This is a genomic window from Pseudomonas sp. rhizo25 (assembly GCF_031931935.1).
Classification (GTDB): Bacteria; Pseudomonadota; Gammaproteobacteria; order Pseudomonadales; family Pseudomonadaceae; genus Aquipseudomonas; species Aquipseudomonas synxantha.
Map to the genome: position 1 here is coordinate 415,626 of NZ_JAUJXA010000001.1, position 26,487 is coordinate 442,112.

General features: G+C 58.3%; 23 protein-coding genes and 1 pseudogene. 16 read left to right on the forward strand and 8 right to left on the reverse strand.

Translation table 11 applies throughout. The annotated features are described in order from the left end of the window. Window positions 1-226: 226 nt before the first annotated feature. The 3 genes and pseudogenes from QZR30_RS02050 to fdxA all read left to right on the forward strand — a co-directional run. Window positions 227-428: pseudogene (locus QZR30_RS02050) on the forward strand (DUF3077 domain-containing protein); the annotation flags it as partial. 213 nt (window positions 429-641) lie between these two features. Then, window positions 642-3,233: a DNA mismatch repair protein MutS gene (gene mutS / locus QZR30_RS02055; RefSeq protein ID WP_311902897.1), complete on the forward strand. Its 2,592-nt coding sequence runs from the start codon at window positions 642-644 to the stop codon at window positions 3,231-3,233. Window positions 3,234-3,375: 142 nt separating this feature from the next. Further along, window positions 3,376-3,699 (forward strand): ferredoxin FdxA, encoded by a 324-nt coding sequence (gene fdxA, locus QZR30_RS02060; protein ID WP_046071163.1) that lies wholly within the window; start codon window positions 3,376-3,378, stop codon window positions 3,697-3,699. A 494-nt stretch (window positions 3,700-4,193) separates the two neighbouring features. Here fdxA and apbC read toward each other — a convergent pair whose 3' ends face one another. Continuing rightward, window positions 4,194-5,288, reverse strand: a complete 1,095-nt coding sequence (gene apbC, locus QZR30_RS02065) for an iron-sulfur cluster carrier protein ApbC (protein ID WP_046071162.1) — start codon at window positions 5,286-5,288, stop codon at window positions 4,194-4,196. 172 nt (window positions 5,289-5,460) lie between these two features. On the opposite strand from apbC, the gene metG reads away from it, so the two are divergent. From metG to QZR30_RS02085, 4 genes are all read left to right on the forward strand, one after another. Then, window positions 5,461-7,512 carry a methionine--tRNA ligase gene (metG, locus tag QZR30_RS02070; protein ID WP_059397990.1) on the forward strand — a complete coding sequence of 684 codons (2,052 nt, stop codon included), beginning with the start codon at window positions 5,461-5,463 and terminating at the stop codon, window positions 7,510-7,512. 84 nt (window positions 7,513-7,596) lie between these two features. Further along, the gene (rsxB, locus tag QZR30_RS02075) at window positions 7,597-8,766 is read left to right on the forward strand and encodes an electron transport complex subunit RsxB (protein WP_046071160.1); all 1,170 of its coding nucleotides are present in this window, start codon (window positions 7,597-7,599) and stop codon (window positions 8,764-8,766) included. A gap of 111 nt (window positions 8,767-8,877) precedes the next feature. Further along, window positions 8,878-9,516 carry an endonuclease III gene (nth, locus tag QZR30_RS02080; RefSeq protein ID WP_046071159.1) on the forward strand — a complete coding sequence of 213 codons (639 nt, stop codon included), beginning with the start codon at window positions 8,878-8,880 and terminating at the stop codon, window positions 9,514-9,516. A 107-nt stretch (window positions 9,517-9,623) separates the two neighbouring features. Then, on the forward strand, window positions 9,624-9,806 hold the full coding sequence (locus tag QZR30_RS02085; protein WP_046071158.1) for a PA3496 family putative envelope integrity protein: 183 nt from the start codon (window positions 9,624-9,626) through the stop codon (window positions 9,804-9,806). An 83-nt stretch (window positions 9,807-9,889) separates the two neighbouring features. On the opposite strand, the gene QZR30_RS02090 is transcribed toward QZR30_RS02085, so the two are convergent. The 3 genes from QZR30_RS02090 to QZR30_RS02100 form a co-directional block, all read right to left on the reverse strand. Continuing rightward, window positions 9,890-10,522 (reverse strand): response regulator transcription factor, encoded by a 633-nt coding sequence (locus QZR30_RS02090; RefSeq protein WP_003188986.1) that lies wholly within the window; start codon window positions 10,520-10,522, stop codon window positions 9,890-9,892. Window positions 10,523-11,146: 624 nt separating this feature from the next. Further along, window positions 11,147-12,364 (reverse strand): argininosuccinate synthase, encoded by a 1,218-nt coding sequence (locus QZR30_RS02095; RefSeq protein ID WP_034118348.1) that lies wholly within the window; start codon window positions 12,362-12,364, stop codon window positions 11,147-11,149. Window positions 12,365-12,493: 129 nt separating this feature from the next. Continuing rightward, window positions 12,494-13,402, reverse strand: a complete 909-nt coding sequence (locus QZR30_RS02100; RefSeq protein WP_046071157.1) for a flagellar protein MotY — start codon at window positions 13,400-13,402, stop codon at window positions 12,494-12,496. A gap of 157 nt (window positions 13,403-13,559) precedes the next feature. Between QZR30_RS02100 and pyrC the strand changes: the two genes are divergently transcribed. Beyond that, window positions 13,560-14,606, forward strand: coding sequence for a dihydroorotase (gene pyrC, locus QZR30_RS02105; protein WP_046071156.1), 1,047 nt, complete (start codon window positions 13,560-13,562; stop codon window positions 14,604-14,606). Then, a complete protein-coding gene (rnt, locus tag QZR30_RS02110; RefSeq protein ID WP_046071155.1) occupies window positions 14,603-15,274 on the forward strand; it encodes a ribonuclease T in 672 nt (223 codons plus the stop codon). Before pyrC ends, rnt begins: the two co-directional genes overlap by 4 nt. 65 nt (window positions 15,275-15,339) lie before the next feature. On the opposite strand, the gene QZR30_RS02115 is transcribed toward rnt, so the two are convergent. Beyond that, window positions 15,340-15,942, reverse strand: a complete 603-nt coding sequence (locus tag QZR30_RS02115; RefSeq protein WP_003172097.1) for a peroxiredoxin — start codon at window positions 15,940-15,942, stop codon at window positions 15,340-15,342. Window positions 15,943-16,184: 242 nt separating this feature from the next. Between QZR30_RS02115 and QZR30_RS02120 the strand changes: the two genes are divergently transcribed. Beyond that, window positions 16,185-16,403 carry a bacterioferritin-associated ferredoxin gene (locus QZR30_RS02120; protein ID WP_017526354.1) on the forward strand — a complete coding sequence of 73 codons (219 nt, stop codon included), beginning with the start codon at window positions 16,185-16,187 and terminating at the stop codon, window positions 16,401-16,403. 200 nt (window positions 16,404-16,603) lie between these two features. Further along, window positions 16,604-17,074 carry a bacterioferritin gene (bfr, locus tag QZR30_RS02125; protein ID WP_043048827.1) on the forward strand — a complete coding sequence of 157 codons (471 nt, stop codon included), beginning with the start codon at window positions 16,604-16,606 and terminating at the stop codon, window positions 17,072-17,074. Between the two features lie 63 nt (window positions 17,075-17,137). Here bfr and grxD read toward each other — a convergent pair whose 3' ends face one another. Both grxD and QZR30_RS02135 read right to left on the reverse strand, forming a co-directional pair. Then, on the reverse strand, window positions 17,138-17,476 hold the full coding sequence (grxD, locus tag QZR30_RS02130; RefSeq protein WP_005785264.1) for a Grx4 family monothiol glutaredoxin: 339 nt from the start codon (window positions 17,474-17,476) through the stop codon (window positions 17,138-17,140). Window positions 17,477-17,562: 86 nt separating this feature from the next. Then, window positions 17,563-19,671 carry a molybdopterin oxidoreductase family protein gene (locus QZR30_RS02135; RefSeq protein WP_056845420.1) on the reverse strand — a complete coding sequence of 703 codons (2,109 nt, stop codon included), beginning with the start codon at window positions 19,669-19,671 and terminating at the stop codon, window positions 17,563-17,565. Between the two features lie 435 nt (window positions 19,672-20,106). On the opposite strand from QZR30_RS02135, the gene argF reads away from it, so the two are divergent. Both argF and QZR30_RS02145 read left to right on the forward strand, forming a co-directional pair. Next, on the forward strand, window positions 20,107-21,027 hold the full coding sequence (gene argF / locus QZR30_RS02140) for an ornithine carbamoyltransferase (protein ID WP_046071152.1): 921 nt from the start codon (window positions 20,107-20,109) through the stop codon (window positions 21,025-21,027). After that, window positions 21,024-22,067 carry an ABC transporter ATP-binding protein gene (locus QZR30_RS02145; protein ID WP_046071151.1) on the forward strand — a complete coding sequence of 348 codons (1,044 nt, stop codon included), beginning with the start codon at window positions 21,024-21,026 and terminating at the stop codon, window positions 22,065-22,067. The genes argF and QZR30_RS02145 overlap by 4 nt, the downstream gene beginning before the upstream one ends. Window positions 22,068-22,148: 81 nt before the next feature. On the opposite strand, the gene ybaK is transcribed toward QZR30_RS02145, so the two are convergent. Then, window positions 22,149-22,619: a Cys-tRNA(Pro) deacylase gene (gene ybaK, locus QZR30_RS02150; RefSeq protein ID WP_311902898.1), complete on the reverse strand. Its 471-nt coding sequence runs from the start codon at window positions 22,617-22,619 to the stop codon at window positions 22,149-22,151. Between the two features lie 327 nt (window positions 22,620-22,946). Here ybaK and QZR30_RS02155 point away from each other — a divergent pair, with 327 nt between their 5' ends. From QZR30_RS02155 to QZR30_RS02165, 3 genes are all read left to right on the forward strand, one after another. Beyond that, entirely contained in the window at window positions 22,947-23,801 is an 855-nt protein-coding gene (locus QZR30_RS02155) for an MIP/aquaporin family protein (RefSeq protein WP_311902899.1), read from the forward strand. Between the two features lie 74 nt (window positions 23,802-23,875). After that, on the forward strand, window positions 23,876-25,381 hold the full coding sequence (gene glpK, locus QZR30_RS02160) for a glycerol kinase GlpK (protein WP_046071148.1): 1,506 nt from the start codon (window positions 23,876-23,878) through the stop codon (window positions 25,379-25,381). A gap of 95 nt (window positions 25,382-25,476) precedes the next feature. Continuing rightward, window positions 25,477-26,232: a DeoR/GlpR family transcriptional regulator gene (locus QZR30_RS02165; RefSeq protein ID WP_311902900.1), complete on the forward strand. Its 756-nt coding sequence runs from the start codon at window positions 25,477-25,479 to the stop codon at window positions 26,230-26,232. The last annotated feature ends 255 nt before the right edge of the window (window positions 26,233-26,487 follow it).

Below are 26,487 nucleotides of genomic sequence, written 5' to 3' on the forward strand. Positions count from 1 at the left end.
CTTTTTGGAATAGACAGCCAGGAAAAAATGATAGGAAGCTAATAAAAATTACATCAATGATTCTGTTTTAGTGCGGATGTTTTTTCTAAAACCCTGATTATTCGAAATTAAATTCACCCGCTCAAAAACGCTCGCCCCAGGAAGAATCTCGCGAAGGCACGACCTACGAGCGCAACTTAAACAATTCTTCATAAACACGACTTTATGAAAAGCCAGAGCAGGTTCACGCGTTAACAGCGGTGTTTCCTTGCAAAACGCCTTGCCCCACGCCTCCAATCTTCTCCACGTCCAAGTAACTCGCAGAAGATGCGGCGATAACCAAGGAGACGGATCGTTATGCCTGGGCTTCGCATTACTTGCAGGGAATGGTCAAGGCGGTGGTTGATGATGTGGTGAAAGTGTTGGATTCGCCGGTTAATACTCAGTAAGCCGCGAAATAGAAAAGGCTGGTAACCGCTAACCTGTGGCGGCGCCGCTCCTTTAGTGGTGGATGTCGGGGCCGCACCGCTTTTGCTTTTTACCTATCCGTTTGCGACCTGCGAACCCCCGACCTCGCGTGTTAACCTTGCCGCCATCGCAAAAAATGCTGGGCCAAGCGCCCCCTTTGCCCCATCACTTTCAACGAATTTGCCTACTACCCAATGAGTAAAAACACTTCAGACCTGTCCTCCCACACCCCGATGATGCAGCAGTACTGGCGCCTGAAAAACCAGCACCCTGATCAGTTGATGTTCTATCGCATGGGCGACTTCTACGAGATCTTCTATGAAGACGCGAAGAAGGCCGCCAAGCTGCTGGACATTACCCTGACCGCGCGCGGGCAGTCGGCGGGGCAGTCGATTCCGATGTGTGGGATTCCTTATCACTCGTTGGAAGGCTACCTGGTCAAGCTGGTCAAGCTGGGCGAGTCGGTGGTGATCTGTGAGCAAATTGGTGACCCGGCCACCAGCAAAGGGCCGGTGGAACGCCAGGTGGTGCGCATTATTACGCCGGGTACAGTGAGTGATGAGGCGCTGCTGGATGAGCGTCGCGACAACCTGATCGCTGCGGTATTGGGGGATGAGCGTCTGTTCGGCCTGTCGGTGCTGGATATCACCAGTGGCAATTTCAGTGTGCTGGAGATCAAGGGCTGGGAGAACCTGCTGGCGGAGCTTGAGCGTATCAATCCGGTGGAGTTGTTGATCCCGGATGACTGGCCCAAGGATTTGCCCGCCGAGAAGCGTCGTGGGACCAAGCGTCGTGCGCCGTGGGATTTCGAGCGTGATTCGGCGCTGAAAAGCCTGTGCCAGCAGTTTTCGGTGCAGGACCTTAAAGGCTTCGGCTGCGAAACCCTGACCCTGGCCATCGGCGCCGCGGGTTGCTTGCTCAGCTATGCCAAGGAAACCCAGCGCACCGCCCTGCCGCATTTGCGCAGCCTGCGTCATGAACGCCTGGACGATACCGTGGTGCTCGACGGCGCCAGCCGTCGCAACCTGGAGCTGGACACTAACCTGGCCGGCGGGCGCGATAACACCCTGCAATCGGTGGTCGACCGTTGCCAGACCGCCATGGGCAGCCGCTTGTTGACCCGTTGGCTGAACCGTCCGCTGCGGGACTTGACCGTGCTGCAAGCGCGTCAGACGTCTATTACCTGCCTGCTGGACGGCTATCGCTTTGAAAAGCTGCAGCCGCAACTGAAAGAAATCGGCGATATCGAACGTATCCTGGCACGGATCGGTTTGCGCAATGCACGGCCCCGTGACCTGGCGCGCCTGCGTGATGCCTTGAGCGCCCTGCCGCAGTTGCAAGTGGCGATGACCGAGCTGGACACGCCGCACCTGCAACAGCTGGCGGTGACTGCCGGCACGTACCCGGACCTCGCGGCACTGCTGGAAAAAGCCATCATCGACAACCCGCCCGCGATCATCCGTGATGGCGGCGTGTTGAAAACCGGCTATGACAGCGAGCTGGATGAGCTGCAGTCCCTGAGCGAAAACGCCGGGCAGTTCCTGATTGACCTGGAAGCCCGCGAAAAAGCCCGCACCGGCTTGGCGAACCTTAAGGTCGGTTACAACCGTGTCCACGGTTACTTTATTGAGCTGCCGAGCAAGCAAGCCGAGTCGGCGCCTATCGACTATCAACGTCGCCAGACCCTCAAAGGCGCCGAGCGTTTTATCACCCCGGAGCTCAAGAAGTTCGAAGACAAGGCGCTGTCGGCCAAAAGCCGCGCCCTGGCCCGGGAAAAGATGCTCTACGAAGCCTTGCTCGAGGACCTGATCAGCCGCCTGGCGCCGTTGCAAGACACCGCCGCCGCCCTGGCGGAGCTGGATGTACTAAGCAACCTCGCAGAACGAGCGCTGAATCTTGATTTGAACTGCCCACGGTTTGTCAGCGAGCCCTGCATGCGCATTGTGCAAGGTCGCCACCCAGTGGTGGAACAAGTGTTGACCACGCCGTTCGTCGCCAACGATCTGTCGCTGGACGACGATACCCGCATGCTGGTGATCACCGGTCCGAACATGGGCGGTAAATCCACCTACATGCGCCAGACCGCGTTGATCGTGTTGTTGGCGCATATCGGCAGCTTTGTGCCGGCAGCCAGTTGCGAGCTGTCCCTGGTGGACCGCATCTTCACGCGGATCGGTTCCAGTGATGATCTGGCCGGTGGCCGTTCGACCTTCATGGTGGAAATGAGCGAGACCGCCAACATCCTGCACAACGCCACCGAGCGTAGCCTGGTGCTGATGGACGAAGTCGGCCGCGGCACCAGCACCTTCGACGGCCTATCCCTGGCCTGGGCGGCGGCCGAACGCCTGGCGCATCTGCGTGCCTACACGCTGTTCGCCACCCACTACTTCGAACTGACGGTGTTGCCGGAAAGCGAACCGCTGGTGGCCAACGTGCACCTCAATGCCACTGAGCACAATGAGCGCATCGTGTTCCTGCACCATGTGCTGCCAGGGCCAGCCAGCCAGAGTTACGGCCTGGCCGTGGCGCAGCTGGCCGGTGTGCCGAACGACGTGATCACCCGCGCCCGCGAGCACCTCAGCCGCCTGGAAACCACCGCCCTGCCCCATGAAACAGTGGTCGCCAGCCCCGCCAAGGCCAGCAAGAAACCGGCCGCGCCGCACCAGAGCGATCTGTTCGCCAGCCTGCCCCATCCGGTACTGGATGAGTTGTCCAAGCTTGACCTGGATGACTTGACACCACGTAAAGCGCTCGAAATGTTATATGCACTGAAGACTCGGATATAACGCAGACGCTTGCAAGCTGGTAGACTCTCGCGCGGTTTGGGATGCTGTGGGCTTTTAGCCTGGCCTGCAGACTATCGCTCCCAAACCTCGCGAGCCCCGCCGGAAGGGGTTTCGCTGCCGCCGCCTGAGGAGAAAATTAGAAATGACCTTCGTCGTCACCGACAACTGCATCAAGTGCAAGTACACCGACTGCGTAGAAGTGTGTCCGGTGGACTGCTTCTACGAAGGCCCGAACTTCCTGGTTATCCACCCGGATGAGTGCATTGACTGCGCCCTGTGTGAGCCGGAATGCCCGGCCGTCGCGATTTTCTCCGAGGACGAAGTCCCGGCGGAGATGCAGGAGTTTATTCAGTTGAACGTCGAGCTGGCGGAGATCTGGCCGAATATCACTGAGAAGAAAGATCCGCTGCCCGATGCCGCGGAGTGGGATGGCAAGAAAGGTAAGATTGCAGACCTCGAACGCTGATAGCGTCGTCGCCCCCTAAAAGGCCCCTTGCGGGCCTTTTTGCGTTTATGAAGGACGCTTTTACTTTTCTACAGGCGAAAAAAGGGGCGGTATGACCCGCCCACATTTTTTCCCTAGTCCCTGTATTCCTTTTCATCATCCTGATGAATCGCATCCTGCGACATTCCTTCAAACCATCGTTCCTTGATGGCTGTGTCAATCCGTGGACACAGGACTGATCTTAGAGGGTTCAATGAGAAGTTCAACGGGATCCAACGTGCGAACTGACACGCGCCCACACCAAAATTAAGATAAATAATTGTTATATTTCAAATGGATAGAAAAAACTCGCACGCATTTGAGACGTACACACCCAGCAAAAAAACCAAACGCTTACGAGAAAGTAAGCGAATGCTTACACGCCCAATTGGGTAATGCGCGAAGTCGCATGCTTGACCTGTAAGCGAGCCAAAAAAAGCCACGACCACGTCGAGGCGTTTTGTCCCTCGACTGGATCAGTCGTCACTGACCGTAATGGTCGGCATCGCCGGGGCAGCCGCTTCCTGCAACACGATGCGCGCGCCCACATGACGAGCCAGTTCCTGATAGATCATCGCGACCTGCCCATCGGGTTCGGCCGCAACAGTGGGTTTACCGCCATCGGCCTGTTCGCGGATATCCATCGACAGCGGCAACGAGGCGAGCAGTTCGACGCCGTATTGTGTCGCGAGCTTCTCACCCCCGCCCTCACCGAACAGATGCTCGGCATGACCACAGTTGGAACAGATGTGCACCGCCATGTTCTCAACAACGCCCAGCACTGGAATATTGACCTTGCGGAACATCTCTACGCCTTTCCTGGCGTCCAGCAGTGCCAGGTCCTGGGGCGTGGTAACGATCACCGCACCCGCCACCGGGACTTTCTGCGCGAGGGTCAGCTGGATGTCGCCAGTGCCTGGCGGCATATCGATCACCAGGTAGTCGAGGTCGCCCCAGGCCGTCTGGGTGACCAGTTGCAGCAACGCACCGGAGACCATCGGCCCCCGCCAGACCATCGGTGTGTTGTCATCGGTAAGAAAGGCCATGGACATCACTTCCACGCCCAGCGACCCGATGGGCACGAACCATTTCTGGTCCTTGACCTTTGGCCGTGTGCCTTCGGCGATACCGAACATCACGCCCTGGCTCGGCCCGTAGATATCGGCGTCGAGAATACCCACCCGTGCACCTTCCCGGGCCAGGGCAAGGGCCAGGTTGGCCGCGGTGGTGGATTTACCCACGCCACCCTTGCCGGAGGCCACCGCCACCACGTTCTTGACGTTGGCCAGGCCAGGGATCTGTGCCTGAGCCTTGTGCGGCGCGATCACACACTGGATGTCGACCTTGGCCGAAGCCACGCCGTCCAGGCCCTCGATGCCCATTTGCAACATCTGCGCCCAACCGCTCTTGAACAGGCCGGCGGCATAGCCCAGCTCCAGTTGTACCGAAACCTGGTCACCCTGGACCTCGATGGCACGTACGCAGCCGGCACTGACCGGGTCCTGGTTCAAATAAGGGTCGGTGTATTGGCGAAGAACGGCTTCCACCGCTGCGCGATTGACGGCGCTCATGGGCTACTCCCGAAAAAAGACTGACTGAAACAGGCGGCTATCCTAACCGTTCCGGCCGGCGAACGGCATGCTTTCTGAGGCGCCGAAAATTCTGAAACAGCCTCACGGGGTGAAATAAATTTCCTGGCGCTTTATAGTGGCCGACCTCCGTTTCATCAAGTAGCCGAGCCCCATGTCCGAGCCACGCAAGATCCTCGTCACCAGCGCCCTGCCCTATGCCAATGGTTCCATCCATCTTGGCCATATGCTTGAGTACATCCAGACCGATATGTGGGTGCGCTTCCAAAAGCATCGCGGCAATCAATGCATTTATGTCTGCGCGGACGACGCCCACGGTTCGGCCATCATGTTGCGCGCCGAAAAGGAAGGCATCACCCCGGAACAACTGATCGCCAACGTGCAGGCTGAACACAGCGCCGACTTTGCCGAGTTCCTGGTGGACTTCGACAACTTCCACTCGACCCACTCCGAAGAAAACCGCGAGCTGTCGAGCCAGATCTACAAGCGCCTGCGTGACGCCGGGCACATTGCCACGCGCTCGATCACCCAGTATTTCGACCCGGACAAGAAAATGTTCCTGGCCGACCGCTTCATCAAGGGCACCTGCCCGAAATGCGGCACCGAAGACCAGTACGGCGACAACTGCGAAAAGTGCGGTGCCACCTACGCGCCGACTGACCTGAAGAATCCGAAATCGGCCATTTCAGGTGCCACCCCGGTGCTCAAGGATTCCCAGCACTTCTTCTTCAAGCTCCCGGATTTCCAGCAGATGCTGCAAACCTGGACCCGCAGCGGCACCCTGCAGGACGCGGTGGCCAACAAGATCGCCGAGTGGCTGGATGCTGGCCTGCAACAGTGGGACATCTCCCGCGATGCGCCTTACTTCGGTTTCGAGATCCCGGACGAGCCGGGCAAATACTTCTATGTGTGGCTGGATGCGCCGATCGGCTACATGGCCAGCTTCAAGAATCTGTGCGACCGCACGCCGGAGTTGGACTTCGACGCGTTCTGGGCCAAGGACTCCACCGCCGAGCTGTACCACTTCATCGGCAAGGACATCGTCAACTTCCACGCGCTGTTCTGGCCAGCGATGCTTGAAGGCTCGGGCTACCGCAAGCCAACCGGCATCGCTGTGCACGGCTATCTGACGGTCAACGGCCAGAAGATGTCCAAGTCTCGCGGCACCTTCATCAAGGCACGCACCTACCTGGATCACCTGTCGCCGGAATACCTGCGCTATTACTACGCCTCCAAGCTGGGCCGTGGCGTCGACGACCTGGACCTGAACCTGGAAGATTTCGTACAGAAGGTCAACTCGGACCTGGTCGGCAAAGTCGTCAACATCGCCAGCCGTTGCGCCGGGTTTATCCACAAGGCCAACGCCGGTGTAATGGTGGCGGAAAACGCCGCGCCGGAACTGACTGAAGCCTTCCTGGCGGCCGCGCCAAGCATTGCCGACGCCTATGAAGCCCGCGACTTTGCCCGCGCCATGCGCGAGATCATGGGCCTGGCCGACCGTGCCAACGCCTGGATCGCCGACAAAGCACCCTGGTCGCTGAACAAGCAGGAAGGCAAAGAAGCTGAAGTCCAGGCGATCTGCGCCACCGGCATCAACCTGTTCCGCCAGTTGGTGATCTTCCTCAAGCCGGTCCTGCCATTGCTGGCCGCCGACGCCGAGGCGTTCCTCAATGTGGCTCCCTTGACCTGGGCCGACCACGCCATGTGGCTCAGCAACCATCAGTTGAACGCGTTCAAGCCGCTGATGACCCGTATCGACCCGGTGAAAGTCCAGGCCATGACCGACGCTTCGAAAGAAGACCTGATTGCCAGCCAGACCGATACCGGGCAATCCACACCTGCGGGCAATGGCGAACTGGCCAAGGACCCGATTTCCCCGGAAATCGATTTCGACGCCTTTGCCGCCGTTGACCTGCGCGTGGCGCTGATTATCAAGGCCGAAGCCGTGGAAGGTGCCGACAAGCTGCTGCGCCTGACGCTGGACATCGGTGACGAACAGCGCAACGTGTTCTCCGGGATCAAGAGCGCTTATCCGGACCCGTCCAAGCTCGATGGTCGCCTGACCATGATGATTGCCAACCTCAAGCCACGGAAAATGAAGTTTGGCATTTCCGAAGGCATGGTGATGGCAGCTGGCCCCGGAGGCGAAGAAATCTACCTGCTGAGCCCGGACAGCGGCGCCAAGCCGGGTCAACGTATCAAGTAAGTCCTGCAAAATGCCCCGTTTCAACGACGGGGCTTTTCAGCTTGCCCACCTCACAGGGCCGGGCGTCAACGCTATGATCAAAGCATGAACCTCATTCAACGTATCGACGCGCTGCTACCGCAGACTCAATGCGGCAAGTGCGGGCACCCGGGCTGCAAGCCTTACGCCGAGGGCATCGCTAAAGGCGAGGCAATCAACAAGTGCCCGCCGGGTGGGCAAGAAACCATCACTGGGCTTGCGAACTTGCTACGCGTACCGGTGCTGGACCTGGATACCAGCCGCGGCGAAGCCCCGGCGCAGATTGCCTATATCCGCGAAGCCGAATGCATCGGTTGCACCAAATGCATCCAGGCTTGCCCAGTGGATGCCATCGTCGGCGCCGCCAAATTGATGCATACGGTGATAATCGACGAGTGCACCGGTTGCGACCTGTGCGTCGCCCCCTGCCCTGTCGACTGCATTGAGCTGCGCCCACTGGTCAGTGTCGTCCCCATAGTGGGTGGGCTGGCGACCAACGATCTCGAGCGCCATGAACGTAGCCTCAAGCGTGATCGGGCGCGCAGGCGTTATGAACAACGCAATGCGCGCCTGCAACGGGAAGAAGAACACAAGCTCGCTGAACGCCTGGCACGTTCCAAGCGCCCGGCGCCGACGGACGCAATACCTGTAGATAACCATCAGGTTGTTCAGGAAGCTGCGATCAAGAAAGCCAAGATCACCGTCGCGATGAGCCGCGCCCAGTTGTACAAATCCTTGAAAGCGTTTGGCCATCCACCGACTTTTGACCAGCAGTCGCAACTGATCGTCCTGCAACGGCAGTTCGAAGCTGCGGAGCAGGTGCTGGCCATGCTTGAGGTGGACAGCCCGCCAGCGACAGCAATTCCCAAGGACCCAGCACTCAAGCGGGCTAAGATCCAACTGGCCATGCGTCGCGCGGAATTGAAAAAGGCGCAGGAGCAGCGTGCTGACAACCAGCAACTGGCCACATTGAGTGCCGCGTTGACTGCCGCCGAGTACAACCTGCATGAAGCTGAAGCAGCCTCCGAGCAGCCGCGACCGGCTTTGCAGCGTGTGGAAAAACGCCCTATCGACAGCCAGCTGCGCCAGTTGAAAACCGCGTTGGCCTACGCTCGCGCTGATGTCAGCAAATTACAACGCCAACCGGCCCCACCTGTAGATGAATTGAACGCCGCCCAGCGAAGGCTGGACGAGGCAGAGCGTCAGCTGCAAGCCCATAGACCGAGCCCAGAATGAGTCAGGGGGGCCTTGCTACACGACATGGCCGCCACCACGTTGATACCTGCCAGGTTTAGACCTGGGCTTTTTTCAAATGACGTAGACCACCCGCAAGGAATCGCTCCGCCCATGAACGCCGCAAAACGCCTGGAAATTTTCCGCAGGTTTCACGAAGACAATCCGGAACCCAAAACCGAGCTGGCCTACTCCTCGCCGTTCGAATTATTGATTGCGGTGATCCTGTCGGCTCAGTCCACCGACGTGGGCGTCAACAAGGCGACGGCCAAGTTGTACCCGGTAGCGAATACCCCCGCAGCGATTTATGCCCTCGGCGTGGAAGGCTTGTCCGAATACATCAAGACCATTGGCCTGTACAACAGCAAAGCCAAGAACGTGATCGAGACATGCCGCCTGCTAATGGAACTGCACGCAGGCGAGGTACCGCAAACGCGTGAAGCCCTTGAGGCCTTACCGGGCGTAGGGCGTAAGACCGCTAACGTCGTACTCAATACGGCATTCCGGCAACTGACCATGGCGGTGGACACGCACATTTTCCGCGTCAGCAATCGAACCGGTATTGCACGCGGGAAGAATGTGGTCGAGGTGGAGAAACAACTGATGAAGTTCGTGCCCAAGCCGTATCTGCTTGACTCCCACCACTGGCTGATCCTGCACGGGCGCTACGTTTGCCAGGCGCGTAAGCCACGCTGCGGCAGCTGTCGCATCGAGGACCTGTGTGAATACAAGGACAAAACGTCTGACGATTGAGCGACCATTAGGTTTCTTGATCAGTCGATTGAAAAAATCTTTTTTACCCACTCGCGGTTTATCGCTATAAGGAGCCCCAATGGCAGTCTTAGCCTGGAGTTAACCTTATGAGCACTGGCAAAGAACAACTGGAAGTGGACGACGACCTCGTTGAGTCGGACGACGATGGGGTAGAGGCACCTGTTGCAGAGGTGGCCAAGACCAATTTGAGCAAACGCCGCACTATCGACAATCTTCTGGAAGAGCGACGCTTGCAAAAACAGCTGGCCGATTACGACTTCGATTTCTGATCGATGCGCCAACGACCGGAAGCCTCCCTGACGGAGGCTTTTTTCTGCCGGTTACACGGGTGTACGAACGGTGCAATGCCCGCCTAGACCAGGCCGTTGCGCTGGGCCAGTTCGATCAGGTCCACGAGGGAACGGGCATTGAGCTTGAGTAGCAGGCGAGTCTTGTAGGTACTGACGGTTTTGTTGCTGAGGAACATGCCGTCGGCAATCTCCTTGTTGGTTTTACCACGGGCCAATTGTTGCAGCACCATCATCTCTCGGCCTGACAGGCGTTCGACCATATCGGCTTCACTGGCGTTGCCCATGGTTGAGCGCACCGAGTTCAGCGCCTGGTTCGGGAAGTAGCTGTAGCCGGAAAGCACCGCCTTGATGGCACTCAACAGTTCTGTCAGATCCTGCTGCTTGCACACATAGCCGGCCGCCCCTGCCTGCATGCAGCGCATGGAAAAATGGCCAGGAGCTTGTGACGTCAGCACCAGCACCTTGAACGATACAGCCTGCTTGGTCGAAGCCAGCCGACAAATAACTTCCAGGCCATCGAGCTTGGGAATTCCTATATCCAGTATGACAATGTCCGGCATATGTTCCCGTGCAAGTTGCAATGCATCGACACCGTTATCAGTCTCGGCAACGACCTCATAACCATGACGCTCCATTAGCATGCGCACAGCAAGACGAATGACGGGATGATCATCCACGATCAGCACTTTATTCATGAGAAAGTCCAATTTCGCTGTTCGAATTATTTAGAGCAAGCACAATAGCCTAGTCGATTGCTAGTTGGCATAGCATTCACCCCCGAGCAACAGCAGGCAGAGACCCACCCCACAAGAAGATAGGAATTAACCTACAAAAAATCGCCAACTTAGAGGTGTGTGGCTTTATGCTTCCTTTCAGACCTTTCTCGACACATACATATTTTGAGTGAAATATCCCTGGCATAAGCCGCAAAAGGTAAACGTGCCGCACATGACTTTCAGGAAATGCCCCTTGTTTCTCGCGATGATGCACGCAAAGTGGCGAGCACATTCTATTTACGTTAGTTCCATTTAACATATTTACACACACTCAAAATTCCTACAGAAAATTCAACATGTCGCATACCTCCACCACTTACATGAGTGAATTTTCTGTCAGAAATAGTTCCTCAGCAGATGTAAAAAATCATTCATCCTAAAAAATAAAAGATAACAACCTAAATCACCCTTGCAAGTTGCGCAAAGACTTACACAGGGTAAACGTAAATAAACATCAACACCTATTTAACGCTTGCCTACCAATACCGAGGCAAAAAAAATGGCCCCTTGAACAAGGGGCCATTTTCACAATGCGCCTGACAGTCAGAACAACGAGCGGCCCTTGTTGGCAGCAATACGCATGCGCAGTGCGTTCAACTTGATAAACCCGGCCGCATCCGCCTGGTTGTAGGCCCCGCCGTCTTCTTCGAACGTGGCAATGTTGGAATCGAACAGCGACTCATCGGACTTGCGGCCTGTGACAATCACATTGCCCTTGTACAGCTTCAGGCGCACGACGCCATTCACGTGAGCCTGGGAAGCGTCGATCATCTGTTGCAGCATCAGGCGCTCAGGGCTCCACCAGTAGCCGGTGTAGATCAGGCTGGCGTACTTAGGCATCAGTTCGTCTTTGAGGTGGGCCACTTCACGGTCCAGGGTGATGGACTCGATGGCGCGGTGGGCGCGCAGCATGATGGTGCCGCCAGGAGTTTCGTAGCAGCCACGGGACTTCATGCCTACGTAGCGGTTCTCAACGATGTCCAGGCGCCCGATACCGTGCTGGCCGCCGATCCGGTTCAAGGTCGCCAGTACGGTGGCCGGGGTCATTTCAACGCCGTCGAGCGCAACGATATCGCCGTTACGGTAGGTCAGTTCCAGGTACTGCGGCTTGTCAGGAGCGTTCTCCGGGGAGACGGTCCATTTCCACATGTCTTCTTCGTGCTCGGTCCAGGTGTCTTCCAGCACACCACCTTCATAAGAGATGTGCAGCAGGTTGGCATCCATCGAGTACGGCGACTTCTTCTTGCCATGGCGTTCGATCGGAATGCCGTGCTTTTCAGCGTAGTCCATCAGCTTTTCACGGGACAACAGGTCCCATTCGCGCCAAGGGGCAATCACTTTTACCCCTGGCTTGAGGGCGTAGGCACCCAGTTCGAAACGTACCTGGTCGTTGCCCTTGCCGGTGGCGCCATGGGAAATGGCGTCGGCGCCGGTTTCGTTGGCGATTTCGATCAGGCGCTTGGCGATCAGCGGACGTGCGATGGAGGTACCCAGCAGGTACTCGCCTTCGTAGACAGTGTTGGCGCGAAACATCGGGAAGACGAAATCGCGGACGAACTCTTCGCGCAGGTCGTCAATGTAGATCTCTTTCACGCCCATGGCTTGCGCCTTGGCACGTGCAGGTTCGACCTCTTCGCCCTGACCCAGGTCAGCGGTGAAGGTCACCACTTCACAGTTATAAGTATCCTGCAGCCACTTGAGGATCACCGAAGTGTCCAGGCCGCCGGAATACGCGAGAACGACCTTGTTTACGTCGGCCATGCCATCACTCCACGGGGTTGTACGGAAAGGCGTCGATTCTACCGATCAAAACCGTGAAATTACAGGGGCGCGACAGCAAATGAAGATAAAGCGACAGATTATGTCGAGCGGGCGACCGATGGTCGCCCCTTATGATGTGGCTGCAGGATTGCTCGGCGCAGTGGCCTGGGGTGCCGGTTTCTCGGGGGCCGCTACCCGCTCCAGCTGGATATTCACACGCCGGTTACGGGCGCGGTTGGCCGCATTGGTGTTGGGCGCCAAAGGATAGCTTTCCCCATGAAACCGCAGGGTAATCTGCGATTCCGCGATGCCGTTGGCCTTGAAATAGTCCATCACCGCCAGGGCGCGCCGGCGCGAGACATCGCGATTGGTCAGTCGGTTGCCACTGTTATCCGAATGGCCGTTCAACTCGACGTGATTGACCGTGGGGTCGGCTTTCATGAATGCAAGAATCACCGACAGCTTCTTCTTGGCAGCCGCGTCCAGTTCGATGCCGCCACCGGGGAAGCCGACTTCAGTCTGTTTGACCTGGTCATAATTCATTGGCAGCAGCTTGGTAGTGCACAACTGATAGTCGCTGTAGGCCTTGTTGAACTTCACCGGCAGCAGGCGAATTTCCGAATAACCACCCTCACGTCCGTAATGCCGCACGGTCGGGCTACGCCCCTCGAGCAAGCCGGTGAACAGACGCCCGGCCTGGGCTTGGGAGCTGTTGAACAATACGTCACCACTGCCGACCCGTACGGCGCCGAGGTTGATATCGCCTCGGCCCGGCTGCCAGGGCGCAGCAGCAGCCAACAAAGTCGCCGAACCTGCGCCGAACGAACCGTTATAGGCCTTCAAGCGAAACGTCGCCTGCTCACCGGCGCGGCGCACGAATTCGCCGGAGCCGAAATCGGTGATCGGCTGGGTCAGGCGGCACTCGAACTGGTCACCTTCTACCTTCCACTCAATATTCTCCAGGCGGGTCTGGAACGTGAGGGCCATCGCAGGCAGGCTGGCGAACACACTGAGCAGGGCTAGATAATGCTGGCGCACGGGAAGGCTCCACTGGTTTCTACAACACTTCAAAGCGTCATACATCGTTAAGGCATACCCGGGAATATCGGTCGCATCCGGCAAAACTTGATAGCGAGTGCCTGCAAGAGTCTTTTCCGGTAGCATTCCCACCAGATTGACCCGCCTGGAATCCCCAATGTCCGACCGCCTGACCCTGCTGCGTCCCGACGACTGGCATATTCATCTTCGCGATGGTGCTGCGTTACCCCAAACCGTGGCCGATGTGGCGCGCACGTTTGGCCGTGCCATCATCATGCCTAACCTGGTACCTCCGGTGCGCAATGCCGCAGAAGCCGATGCCTATCGCCAGCGCATCCTCGCTGCACGACCGGCCGGCAGCTGCTTCGAACCGTTGATGGTGCTCTACCTGACCGACCGCACCCAGCCTGACGAAATTCGTGAAGCCAAGGCCCGCGGCTTCGTGCACGCCGCCAAGCTGTATCCGGCCGGCGCGACCACCAACTCCGATTCCGGCGTGACCAGCATCGACAAGATCCTGCCAGCCATCGAAGCCATGGCCGAGGTCGGCATGCCGCTGCTGATCCACGGGGAAGTCACCCGTGGCGACGTGGACGTGTTTGATCGCGAGAAGGTGTTCATCGACGAGCACATGCGTCGCGTGGTCGAGCTGTTCCCGACCCTGAAGGTGGTGTTCGAACACATCACCACGGCCGATGCCGTGCAGTTCGTCACCGAAGCTTCGGCCAATGTGGGCGCGACCATCACCGCCCATCATCTGCTCTACAACCGCAACCACATGCTGGTGGGCGGGATTCGGCCGCACTTCTACTGCCTGCCGATCCTCAAGCGCAACACCCACCAGGTGGCGTTGCTGGACGCCGCCACCAGCGGCAACCCGAAATTTTTCCTCGGCACCGACTCCGCGCCCCATGCCCAGCACGCCAAGGAAGCCGCGTGCGGTTGCGCCGGTTGCTACACGGCGTTCGCCGCTATAGAGCTGTATGCCGAAGCGTTTGAACAGCGCAATGCCCTGGACAAACTCGAGGGCTTCGCCAGCCTCAATGGCCCGCGTTTCTACGGCCTGCCGGCAAATACCGACCGCATCACCCTGGTTCGTGAAGACTGGACCGCCCCTGCCAGCCTGCCATTCGGCGAGCTGACTGTTATCCCGCTGCGCGCCGGTGAAACACTGCGCTGGCGCCTGCTGGAGGAAAGCAAGTGAGTGAAGACCATTACGACGACGAACAAGAGCACAGTGGTGGCGGTTCCCGTCACCCGATGGCCGAGCGGTTTCGCGGCTATCTGCCGGTTGTCATCGACGTAGAAACCGGTGGTTTCAATTGCGCCACCGACGCCCTGCTGGAAATCGCCGCTACCACTATCGGCATGGATGAACACGGTTTTGTGTTCCCGGAACATACCCACTTCTTCCGCGTCGAGCCATTCGAAGGCGCCAATATCGAAGCGGCAGCCCTGGAGTTCACCGGCATCAAGCTCGACCACCCGCTGCGCATGGCGGTGAGCGAAGAAGCGGCGCTGACCGATATCTTCCGCGGTGTGCGCAAAGCGCTGAAGGCCAATGGCTGCAAACGCGCGATCCTGGTGGGCCACAACAGCAGTTTCGACCTGGGCTTCCTGAATGCCGCCGTGGCGCGACTGGACATGAAGCGCAATCCGTTTCACCCGTTCTCCAGCTTCGACACCGCCACCCTTGCCGGTCTGGCGTATGGCCAGACCGTGTTGGCCAAAGCCTGTCAGGCGGCCGGTATCGACTTCGACGGCCGTGAGGCTCATTCGGCCCGCTACGATACCGAGAAGACTGCCGAGCTGTTCTGCGGCATCGTCAATCGCTGGAAGCAGATGGGCGGCTGGGAAGACTTCAGCGATTGAAGTTGAACCCCGCACATAAAAAAACCGGCCCTCTCAGGCCGGTTTTTTTACCGTGAAACGGGCGCTTACAGCTTGCCAGCGTTCTCGGTCAGGTAAGCAGCAACACCTTCTGGCGAAGCGTTCATGCCCTTGTCGCCTTTTTTCCAGTTGGCAGGGCAGACTTCACCGTGCTCTTCGTGGAATTGCAGGGCGTCGACCAGGCGAATCAGCTCTTCCATGTTACGACCCAGCGGCAGGTCGTTGATGATCTGCGAGCGAACGACGCCCTTGTCGTCGATCAGAAACGCGCCACGGAAGGCCACGCCGCCTTCGGATTCAACGTCGTAGGCCTTGGCGATGTCATGCTTCATGTCGGCAGCCATGGTGTATTTGACTTTGCCGATGCCGCCATCATTGATGGCAGTGTTGCGCCAGGCGTTGTGGGTGAAGTGGGAGTCGATGGAAACAGCCACTACTTCTACGTTGCGCGCCTTGAAGTCGTCCATGCGGTGGTCCAGGGCGATCAGCTCCGAAGGGCAGACGAAGGTGAAGTCCAGCGGGTAGAAGAAGACCAGGCCGTATTTGCCTTTGATGGCTTCGGACAGTTTGAAGCTATCAACGATTTCGCCATTGCCGAGGACGGCTGGGACGTCGAAATCCGGGGCTTGTTTACCGACGAGTACGCTCATTGGATATCTCCTGATATGGGATGACGATTGAAGCAAAAGGACCGGTCGAGTCTGCCTGTAGAATCCGACAGAAACATGACGCAATCACGCTTCGTGAAGACCAACCATCATACACTGAAAAAACCGTTCGTCAGCGCATGGGCAATACGCGGCTGATCGTTGACGAAACTACTTTGACAATCATTCTCGTTAACATTAAGATCCATCGCACTTAAGCCTTAAACCCGCGACGGTTCTCCCTTATGTATGTCTGCCTCTGCACTGGCGTCACCGACGGACAAATCCGCGAAGCGATCTACGAAGGTTGCTGCAGCTACAAAGAAGTGCGTGAAACCACCGGCGTTGCCAGTCAGTGTGGTAAATGTGCGTGCCTCGCCAAGCAAGTGGTACGGGAAACCCTGACGCAGCTGCAAACAGCCCAGGCCGCGCTCCCCTACTCGACAGAATTTACACACGCCTGAAAAGGCTGTTTTAAAGAACCGGACCTAGTGTCCGGTTTTTTTATGCCTGTAATTCAATTAGTTAGCGCCAAGACGCGGAACACAAACATTCTTATTCCGATTAATTTTCATTTATTATTCAATAACTTAGGTTTGACACTAGGAATTTCACCGCTCAGACTCTGCCCTATACACAGCTATTACAGGGCAGGACCCCAGTCATGAAAGGCGACATCTCAGTCATCCAGCAACTCAACAAAATCCTTGCCAATGAACTGGTCGCGATCAATCAGTACTTTCTGCATGCGCGCATGTACGACGATTGGGGCCTGGAAAAGCTTGGCAAGCGCGAATATAAAGAATCGATCAAGGCTATGAAGGATGCCGACGCGCTGATCAAACGCATCCTGTTCCTGGAAGGCCTGCCGAACGTGCAGGACCTGGGCAAGCTGAACATCGGCGAGCATACCCAGGAAATGCTCAGCAGCGACCTGGGCTTTGAGCGCAAGAGCCATAGCGACCTCAAGGCCGCCATCGCCCATTGCGAAACCAAGGGCGACTTCGGCAGCCGTGAACTGCTGGAAGACATCCTGGAAGACCAGGAAGAGCATATCGACTGGCTTGAAACCCAGCTGGGCCTGATCGACAAGGTCAGCCTCGAGAACTACCTGCAATCGCAGATGGGTGAATAACTCCTAGCGTACAAAAAAGCCCCGCTCTCGTATTGAGAAGCGGGGCTTTTTATTGCCGGTCAATCAAGCTTCAGTCTTGGCTGCCGCTTTTTCCGCTGCGTCTTTGATCAGCGCTTGCAGCGAACCATCGGCTGCCATTTCAGTGATGATGTCGCTGCCGCCAACCAGTTCACCGGCTACCCACAGTTGCGGGAAAGTCGGCCAGTTGGCGTATTTAGGCAGGTTGGCGCGAATTTCCGGATTCTGCAGGATATCCACGTAGGCGAACTTCTCGCCACACGCCATGATGGCCTGGGAGGCTTTTGCGGAAAAACCGCACTGAGGAGCGTTAGGCGCGCCCTTCATGTAGAGCAGAATGGTGTTGTTGGCAATCTGGTCTTTGATCGTTTCGATGATATCCATGGAACACCTCGGCTGGAACTTTGCGACTCACAGGTCGGCACGGTGGCGCATTGTAACGCAAAATCCCAGCGCGGTGCTCGGGCACCTCACGCCGCCGCCACTTGCACCGGCACGCCATTAAGCGCGGCGTTACCCGACAACTCGTCCAACTGCCGCTCGTCGGTCAAGTCATTGGCACTCGCCCCGGGCTGAGCACTGGCGATGCTCATTTGTACGCCCGGGCGGCCATGCCCCCAGCCATGAGGCAGGCTGACCACGCCCGGCATCATGTCCAGGCTGGCCAACACGTCCACTTCGATCATGCCGATGCGCGAACTTACCCGCACCCGTTGACCGTCATTGAGCTGTCGCCTGGCGAGGTCGTCAGGATGCATCAGCAATTGATGGCGTGGCTTGCCCTTCACCAGCCGATGGTAGTTATGCATCCAGGAATTGTTACTGCGCACATGACGACGGCCGATCAGCAGCAGCTCGTCGGCCACCGGCACCGGCTGCGCCTCGAAGCGCGCCAGGTCAGCGAGGATCACAGCCGGTGCCGCCTGGACCTTGCCATCGGCAGTCTTCAAACGCACTGCGAGATTGGCCTTGAGCGGCCCCAGGTCCACGCCATGGGGATGATCGGCCAACATCGCCACCGATAGCTTATGACTGGATGCATCACCGTAGGCGCCTGCGCGCAGCCCGAAATCGATCATCTGTGCCGGAGGCAGGGTTGGCTTGAGCGCTACGCCGGTCTGCGCCGCGAATGCCTTGGCCAAGCCGACAAAGATCTCCCAGTCATGCAGCGCACCCTCGGGCTTGGGCAGGATCGCTCGGTTGAAGCGGGTGACATTGCGCACCGCGAACATATTGAAGGTGGTGTCGTAGTGATCGTTTTCCAATGCAGAGGTGGACGGCAGGATCAGGTCGGCATAACGCGTGGTCTCGTTGATATAGAGGTCGACGCTGACCATGAACTCCAATCCATCCAGCGCCTGCTCCAACTGGCGACCGTTGGGCGTCGACAGCACCGGATTGCCGGCCACTGTCACCAGCGCGCGGATCTGTCCTTCGCCTTCGGTGAGCATTTCCTCGGCCAGAGCCGACACCGGCAACTCTCCGCCGTATTCCGGGCGCCCGGACACACGGCTCTGCCAGCGATTGAAATGGCCGCCACCAGTCGAGGCTACCAGGTCGACCGCCGGGCTGGTGCACAGCGCACCGCCCACGCGGTCGAGATTGCCAGTTACCAGGTTGATCAACTGCACCAACCAGTGACACAGGGTGCCGAACGCCTGGGTCGAGACTCCCATTCGGCCGTAGCAAACGGCTTTGTCAGCGCCAGCGAAATCGCGGGCCAACTGCCGAATCTGCTCGGCAGGCACTGCACACTGGCGACTCATTGCCTCGGCGCTGAATCCCACAATTGCTCGGCGCACGTCCTCCAGCCCTTCAACTGGCAAATGGCTGTCGCGGGTCAGCCCCTCAGCGAACAAGGTGTTGAGCAGCCCGAACAACAGCGCCGCGTCGCCTCCGGGGCGTACGAACAAGTGCTGGTCGGCGATGGCGGCTGTCTCGCTGCGCCGAGGGTCGACCACCACTACTTTGCCGCCACGCGCCTGAATGGCCTTGAGGCGTTTTTCTACGTCCGGCACGGTCATTATGCTGCCGTTGGAGGCCAGCGGGTTGCCGCCGAGAATCAACATGAAGTCGGTATGGTCGATGTCCGGAATGGGCAGCAACAGGCCATGGCCGTACATAAGGTGACTGGTGAGGTGATGGGGTAGTTGATCGACCGAGGTCGCGGAAAAGCGATTGCGCGTTTTCAATAGCCCGAGAAAGTAGTTGCTGTGGGTCATCAACCCATAGTTGTGCACGCTGGGGTTGCCCTGATACACCGCCACCGCGTTCTGCCCGTGCCGGGCCTGGATGCTTGCCAGCCGTTCGGCCACCATGGCAAACGCTTCATCCCACGCGATCGGCTGCCATTCGCTGCCGACCCGCAGCATCGGCTGGTGCAGGCGGTCCGGGTCATTCTGGATATCCTGCAGGGCCACTGCCTTGGGGCAGATGTGCCCGCGACTGAAACTGTCCAGGGGGTCGCCCTTGATCGAGGTGATCGCCAGGCTGCCATCGTCAGCCTGGGTGGTTTCCAGGGTCAGGCCGCAGATGGCTTCGCACAGGTGGCAGGCACGGTGATGGAGAGTCTTGGTCATGGCCAGTCTCTTTTATAGGGGCTTTGGCTTAACTATGGGCGGCGAGCTGCCAGCGCGCCAGCAACCTTCGTGCTGTGAATCGGTGGGCATAGGCCAGGGCATGGCTAAGCATGAGTAAATGTTTCAGAAACCGTCCATCCAGCGGCTTAAACCGACGCTACCTGGCTTGGGCCCGCCTCGGCGCATTGCAAAAGGCCTCGGCGCCAGTGTACAAATGACCCGCTGCTGTCAGGAAATTGTCTTCAAACGCGCGTCAGCGCCCTGCTTGAACACCCCTAAAAACCGTAGCCCTATTGGTAAGACGCGACATTTAATGTCAATATCGCGCCTTCCCCTATTTCGTCGCCCCGTGCGGCTTCCGCCGCAGGTCTCGCCCGTTGTCACAATAAACAAGGCTTTGAGTATCTGCGGTCTGTTGCAAAAAGGTAGTTAATGATGAGCGCAAGGCACTTTCTCTCCCTGATGGATTGCACGCCCGAAGAGCTGGTCAGCGTGATCCGTCGAGGCATTGAGCTTAAAGACCTGCGTAACCGCGGCGTACTGTTTGAGCCTTTGAAAAACCGTGTACTCGGGATGATTTTCGAGAAATCCTCGACGCGTACCCGCCTGTCGTTCGAAGCCGGCATGATCCAGCTGGGTGGCCAGGCGATTTTCCTGTCACCGCGTGACACCCAACTGGGCCGTGGGGAACCGATCAGCGATTGCGCCAGGGTCATGTCACGCATGCTCGACGCGGTGATGATCCGTACCTTCGCCCACAGCACCCTGACCGAGTTTGCCGCCAACTCTCGCGTGCCAGTGATCAATGGCCTGTCCGATGACCTGCACCCCTGCCAGTTGCTGGCCGACATGCAAACCTTCCTTGAGCACCGTGGCTCGATCCAAGGCAAGACCGTGGCCTGGATCGGCGACGGCAACAACATGTGCAACAGCTATATAGAGGCGGCGATCCAATTCGACTTCCACCTGCGTATCGCCTGCCCTGAAGGCTACGAGCCGAGCGCCGAGTTCATGGCCAAGGCCGATGGCCGTGTGCAATTGCTACGCGACCCCAAGGATGCCGTAGTCGGCGCCCACTTGGTCAGCACCGACGTCTGGACCTCAATGGGCCAGGAAGACGAAACGGCCAAACGCCTGGCCCTGTTCGCACCGTTCCAGGTGACCCGCGCCCTGCTCGATACGGCCGCGCCGGACGTGCTGTTCATGCACTGCCTGCCTGCCCACCGCGGCGAAGAAATCAGCCTCGACCTGCTTGACGACCCGCGTTCGGTGGCCTGGGACCAGGCCGAGAACCGCCTGCATGCGCAAAAAGCCCTGCTGGAATTTCTCGTCGAACCGTCGTACCACCACGCATGAGCCAGCCACTTCTGCTGAACCTGCGCAACCTGGCATGCGGCTATCAAGATCAACGAGTGGTGCAGAACCTCAACCTGCACCTCAATGCCGGCGACATCGGTTGCCTGCTCGGTTCCTCGGGGTGCGGCAAGACCACCACCTTGCGCGCCATTGCTGGCTTTGAGCCGATACATGAAGGCGAAATCAGCCTGGCCGGCGAAGTCATCTCCAGCGCAGGGTTCACCCTGGCACCCGAGAAACGTCGTATCGGCATGGTGTTCCAGGACTACGCTCTGTTCCCGCACCTGAGCGTGGCCGATAACATCGGCTTCGGTATTCGCAAACATCTGCAAAAGGATCGTGTAGTCGCCGAGTTGCTGGAACTGGTCAACCTGAAGGATCTGGGCAAGCGTTTCCCACACGAGCTTTCCGGTGGCCAGCAGCAACGTGTCGCCCTCGCCCGCGCCTTGGCGCCGGAGCCACAACTGTTGCTGCTGGACGAACCGTTTTCCAATCTCGATGGCGAACTACGCCGCAAGCTCAGCCATGAAGTGCGCGATATCCTCAAGGCGCGGGGCACCAGTGCGATCCTCGTTACCCATGACCAGGAAGAAGCGTTCGCCGTCAGTGACCATGTCGGCGTGTTCAAGGAGGGCCGTCTTGAGCAGTGGGACACGCCCTACAACCTTTATCACGAACCGCAGACGCCCTATGTCGCCAGTTTTATCGGCCAGGGCTATTTCATCCGGGGTCAATTGAACTCGCCCGAGTCAGTGAGCACCGAGCTGGGTGACCTGCGTGGTAATCGCGCCTATACCTGGGCCATCGGCGGCGCGGTGGATGTTTTGCTGCGCCCGGATGATATCGTCTACGCGCCGGACAGCGCATTGAAAGCTCGGATCGTCGGCAAGACGTTCCAGGGAGCCTCGACCTTGTACCGGTTGCAACTGCCAACGGGTGCACAGCTGGAATCGATTTTCCCCAGCCATGTTGATCAACAGATGGGGACGGATGTAGGGATTCGAGTGGCTGCCGAGCATCTGGTGCTGTTCCAGGCGTAAGCAGCTTTCTGAGGAAACCGGGTTAAACATGTGGGAGGGGGCTTGCCGCCTCCCACATTTGAATCGTAACAGGGCTGAAAGTCAGGCCCGGCCAATCGGCGCGAACTTGGCCTGGGTATGTTCGGCCAGCACAGCTGCGGATAACTCCACCTCCAGCCCCCGCCGCCCCGCACTCACAAAAATCGTTGCAAAGGGTTGCGCCGTTTCGTCGATAAACGTACGCAAGCGCTTCTTTTGTCCCAGCGGGCTGATGCCGCCCAACAGGTAACCGGTGGAACGCTGAGCCGCTGCCGGATCGGCCATTTCGACTTTTTTCACGCCTGCCGCATGAGCCAGCGCTTTCAAATCCAGACTTCCGACGACCGGCACCACCGCTACCAACAATTCGCTTTTCTCGCTGCTGGCCAACAGCGTCTTGAACACCTGCGCAGGGTCAAGACCCAATTTTTCCGCGGCCTCCAGGCCATACGAAGCCGCCTTAGGGTCGTGTTCATAGCTATGGATGCGATGTTCGGCGCGAACTTTTTTCAACAAATCCAATGCGGGCGTCATGGAGTCTCCGGGCAGGGAAAACAGGCACCCAATTCTAGGCCAAGCGCAGGCAAAACGCTCTAGTTCAAGCGCTGCTGGCGCACAGGCCAAACCTAACCCGCATGATCATTCATCAGACCAATAGTTAGAAAGTGACTGGCGGTTCACTTTCGACCTTTGACAGCGGTCATTCTTGTCTATATTTTTTCGTTTCCGAATACTGTAGGAATACTCCGCAGTACTCCAGCAGTAAGCCGCGACCCAGGATGGGGATCCTTGTCACGGTGAAAATCGCGCAACCGCCCGCTGAGGCAGTGCGCCAGACAAGAACAACAATCGAGGTTTGCCATGACAACTGCTCTTCAACAGCCTTCACTTTCGAGCCGATGCATGGCCGAATTCCTGGGGACCGCACTGCTGATCTTCTTCGGTACAGGATGTGTCGCCGCGCTCAAGGTCGCGGGTGCGAGCTTTGGCCTATGGGAAATCAGTATTATCTGGGGGATCGGTGTGAGCATGGCGATCTACCTGAGTGCCGGTATTTCCGGGGCTCACCTCAACCCGGCGGTCAGTATCGCCCTGTGCATTTTTGCCGATTTTGAAAAGCGCAAACTGCCCTTCTATATTCTCGCCCAGGTCGCCGGCGCCTTCTGCTCTGCAGCCTTGGTATATACGCTCTACAGCAACCTGTTTTTCGATTACGAACAAACCCACCATATGGTCCGCGGCTCCCAGGCCAGCCTGGAACTGGCATCCGTGTTCTCCACCTACCCCCATGCACTGCTGGGCACGGCCCAGGCCTTCCTGGTGGAAATGGTCATTACCGCGATCCTGATGGGTGTGATCATGGCCCTCACCGATGACAACAACGGCCTGCCACGCGGCCCGCTGGCTCCGCTGCTGATCGGCTTGCTGATCGCCGTGATTGGCAGCGCCATGGGCCCGCTGACCGGCTTTGCGATGAATCCGGCACGGGATTTCGGGCCCAAGCTGATGACCTTTTTCGCCGGCTGGGGTGAAATGGCCTTTACTGGTGGCCGCGACATTCCTTACTTCCTGGTGCCGATTTTCGCCCCGATTGTCGGCGCATGCCTCGGCGCGGCAGCCTATCGCGGGCTGATTGCCCGTCACCTGCCGAGCGCCGCACCTGCTATAGCTGAAACACCTGACACGGCTGTCAACGGCAAGACCCGTATTTCCTGAAAGCGCCAGCCTGGCCCCCTGCCCTTCGCGGCCCAGGCTGATTTCTGACTTCCTTATTTCGTAAGGCACCTGACATGACCGACATTCAGAATAAGAACTACATCATTGCCCTCGACCAGGGCACTACCAGTTCCCGGGCGATCATCTTCGATCGTGACGCCAACGTGGTGTGCACCGCCCAGCGTGAATTCACCCAGCACTACCCGCAAGCCGGCTGGGTCGAACATGACCCGATGGAAATCTTTGCCACCCAGAGCGCGGTAATGGTCGAAGCGCTGGCGCAAGCCGGCCTGCACCATGACCAGGTCGCCGCCATTGGCATTACCAACCAGCGCGAGACCACCGTAGTCTGGGACAAGATCACCGGCCGCCCGATCTACAACGCGATTGTCTGGCAGTGCCGCCGCAGCACCGAAATCTGCCAGCAGCTCAAGCGCGACGGCCACGAGCAGTACATCAACGACACCACCGGGCTGGTCACCGACCCCTACTTTTCCGGCACCAAACTCAAGTGGATCCTCGATAACGTCGAAGGCAGCCGCGAGCGTGCACGCAATGGCGAACTGCTGTTCGGCACCATCGATAGCTGGCTGATCTGGAAGTTTACCGGCGGCAAGACCCACGTCACCGACTACACCAACGCCTCGCGCACCATGCTTTTCAACATCCACACCCTGGAGTGGGATGCGAAGATGCTGGAGATTCTGGATGTGCCGCGGGAAATGCTGCCGCAAGTGAAGTCTTCCTCCGAAATCTATGGCCGCACCAAGAGCGGCATCGCCATCGGCGGCATTGCCGGTGACCAACAAGCCGCGCTGTTCGGCCAAATGTGCGTGGAAGCCGGCCAGGCCAAGAACACCTACGGCACCGGCTGCTTCCTGCTGATGAACACCGGCGACAAGGCAGTGAAATCCAAGCACGGCATGCTCACCACCATCGCCTGCGGCCCACGCGGTGAAGTGGCCTACGCCCTTGAAGGCGCGGTCTTCAACGGCGGTTCCACCGTGCAATGGCTGCGTGACGAGCTGAAAATCATCAATGACGCCCACGACACCGAATACTTTGCCGGCAAAGTCAAGGACAGCAACGGCGTGTACCTGGTCCCGGCTTTCACCGGGCTGGGCGCGCCCTATTGGGACCCGTATGCCCGTGGTGCGCTGTTCGGCCTGACCCGCGGCGTACGCGTAGACCACATTATTCGTGCAGCCCTGGAGTCGATTGCCTTCCAGACCCGCGATGTACTCGACGCCATGCAACAAGACTCTGGCGAACGCCTCAAGGCCCTGCGTGTGGACGGCGGTGCGGTTGCCAACAACTTCCTGATGCAATTCCAGGCCGACATCCTCGGCACCCAGGTCGAGCGCCCGCAAATGCGCGAAACCACTGCCCTCGGCGCCGCCTACCTGGCCGGCCTGGCGTGTGGCTTCTGGGGCAGCCTGGACGAACTGCGTGGCAAGGCGGTGATCGAGCGCGAATTCGAACCCCAACTGGACGAAGCCGCCAAAGAAAAACTCTACGCCGGCTGGCAAAAAGCGGTGAGCCGCACCCGCGACTGGGAACCGCACGAAGGCGCTGAATAAGCCAAGCACCGGTTCCATATCGGGTTGTAACTGGCAGGGAGCCGATTCCTGCGTCATCATGGGCCACTTTTGTATGGCAGCCCAAAGGACGCCCCATGAATCTGCCTCCCCGCCAGCAACAAATCCTCGAACTGGTCCGCGAACGCGGGTATGTCAGTATCGAGGAAATGGCGCAGCTATTCGTTGTTACCCCGCAAACCATCCGCCGCGATATCAACCAGCTGGCGGACGCCAATCTGTTGCGCCGCTACCACGGCGGCGCGGCCTATGACTCCAGTGTCGAGAACACCGCATATGCCATGCGTGCAGACCAGATGCGCGACGAGAAACAGCGCATCGGTGAAGCCATCGCCGCGCAAATTCCCGACCACGCCTCGCTGTTCATCAATATCGGCACCACCACAGAATCCATCGCCCGCGCACTGCTCAATCACAACCATCTGAAAATCATCACCAACAACCTCAACGTCGCCACGATGCTCAGTGCCAAGGACGACTTCGATGTGTTGCTCACCGGCGGCAACGTACGCCGCGATGGCGGTGTGGTCGGCCAGGCCAGTGTGGATTTCATCAACCAGTTCAAGGTCGACTTTGCCCTGGTGGGCATCAGCGGTATCGACGAGGACGGCAGCCTGCTCGACTTCGATTACCAGGAAGTGCGGGTTTCCCAGGCAATCATTGCCAATGCACGCCAGGTGATCCTGGCGGCGGACTCCAGCAAGTTCGGGCGCAATGCCATGATTCGCCTGGGGCCGATCAGCCTGGTGGACTGCCTGGTGACTGATCAGCAGCCAGTGCTGGCGTTGGTGCAAGTGTTGAATGAGCACAAGGTGCGACTGGAAGTCGTGTAGCGCCTGCACTGCCGCCATCGGGAGCAAGCCCCCTCCCACATTTTGAGCTGTGAACACATACCAATGTGGGAGGGGGCTTGCTCCCGATGGCGATCTATCCAGCACTCAACCTTTTGAGCCTTCCCCAGGCTCATGTTCATAAATCTTCCTTTTCCCACCCTTCGATGAGTTTTTTTAATCGAAGTTGGGTGGCTGTGTTCGCATTTATCAGCTACCATTTTCGCAAATGAACATTAATGTTCGAATTCCAAGACG

Coding starts and splice junctions, on each gene's coding strand:
- mutS (WP_311902897.1), top strand. CDS start 642: ATGAGTAAAAACACTTCAGACCTGTCCTCCCACACCCCGATGATGCAG.
- fdxA (WP_046071163.1), top strand. CDS start 3,376: ATGACCTTCGTCGTCACCGACAACTGCATCAAGTGCAAGTACACCGAC.
- apbC (WP_046071162.1), bottom strand. CDS start 5,288: ATGAGCGCCGTCAATCGCGCAGCGGTGGAAGCCGTTCTTCGCCAATAC.
- metG (WP_059397990.1), top strand. CDS start 5,461: ATGTCCGAGCCACGCAAGATCCTCGTCACCAGCGCCCTGCCCTATGCC.
- rsxB (WP_046071160.1), top strand. CDS start 7,597: ATGAACCTCATTCAACGTATCGACGCGCTGCTACCGCAGACTCAATGC.
- nth (WP_046071159.1), top strand. CDS start 8,878: ATGAACGCCGCAAAACGCCTGGAAATTTTCCGCAGGTTTCACGAAGAC.
- QZR30_RS02085 (WP_046071158.1), top strand. CDS start 9,624: ATGAGCACTGGCAAAGAACAACTGGAAGTGGACGACGACCTCGTTGAG.
- QZR30_RS02090 (WP_003188986.1), bottom strand. CDS start 10,522: ATGAATAAAGTGCTGATCGTGGATGATCATCCCGTCATTCGTCTTGCT.
- QZR30_RS02095 (WP_034118348.1), bottom strand. CDS start 12,364: ATGGCCGACGTAAACAAGGTCGTTCTCGCGTATTCCGGCGGCCTGGAC.
- pyrC (WP_046071156.1), top strand. CDS start 13,560: ATGTCCGACCGCCTGACCCTGCTGCGTCCCGACGACTGGCATATTCAT.
- QZR30_RS02115 (WP_003172097.1), bottom strand. CDS start 15,942: ATGAGCGTACTCGTCGGTAAACAAGCCCCGGATTTCGACGTCCCAGCC.
- QZR30_RS02120 (WP_017526354.1), top strand. CDS start 16,185: ATGTATGTCTGCCTCTGCACTGGCGTCACCGACGGACAAATCCGCGAA.
- bfr (WP_043048827.1), top strand. CDS start 16,604: ATGAAAGGCGACATCTCAGTCATCCAGCAACTCAACAAAATCCTTGCC.
- grxD (WP_005785264.1), bottom strand. CDS start 17,476: ATGGATATCATCGAAACGATCAAAGACCAGATTGCCAACAACACCATT.
- QZR30_RS02135 (WP_056845420.1), bottom strand. CDS start 19,671: ATGACCAAGACTCTCCATCACCGTGCCTGCCACCTGTGCGAAGCCATC.
- argF (WP_046071152.1), top strand. CDS start 20,107: ATGAGCGCAAGGCACTTTCTCTCCCTGATGGATTGCACGCCCGAAGAG.
- QZR30_RS02145 (WP_046071151.1), top strand. CDS start 21,024: ATGAGCCAGCCACTTCTGCTGAACCTGCGCAACCTGGCATGCGGCTAT.
- ybaK (WP_311902898.1), bottom strand. CDS start 22,619: ATGACGCCCGCATTGGATTTGTTGAAAAAAGTTCGCGCCGAACATCGC.
- QZR30_RS02155 (WP_311902899.1), top strand. CDS start 22,947: ATGACAACTGCTCTTCAACAGCCTTCACTTTCGAGCCGATGCATGGCC.
- glpK (WP_046071148.1), top strand. CDS start 23,876: ATGACCGACATTCAGAATAAGAACTACATCATTGCCCTCGACCAGGGC.
- QZR30_RS02165 (WP_311902900.1), top strand. CDS start 25,477: ATGAATCTGCCTCCCCGCCAGCAACAAATCCTCGAACTGGTCCGCGAA.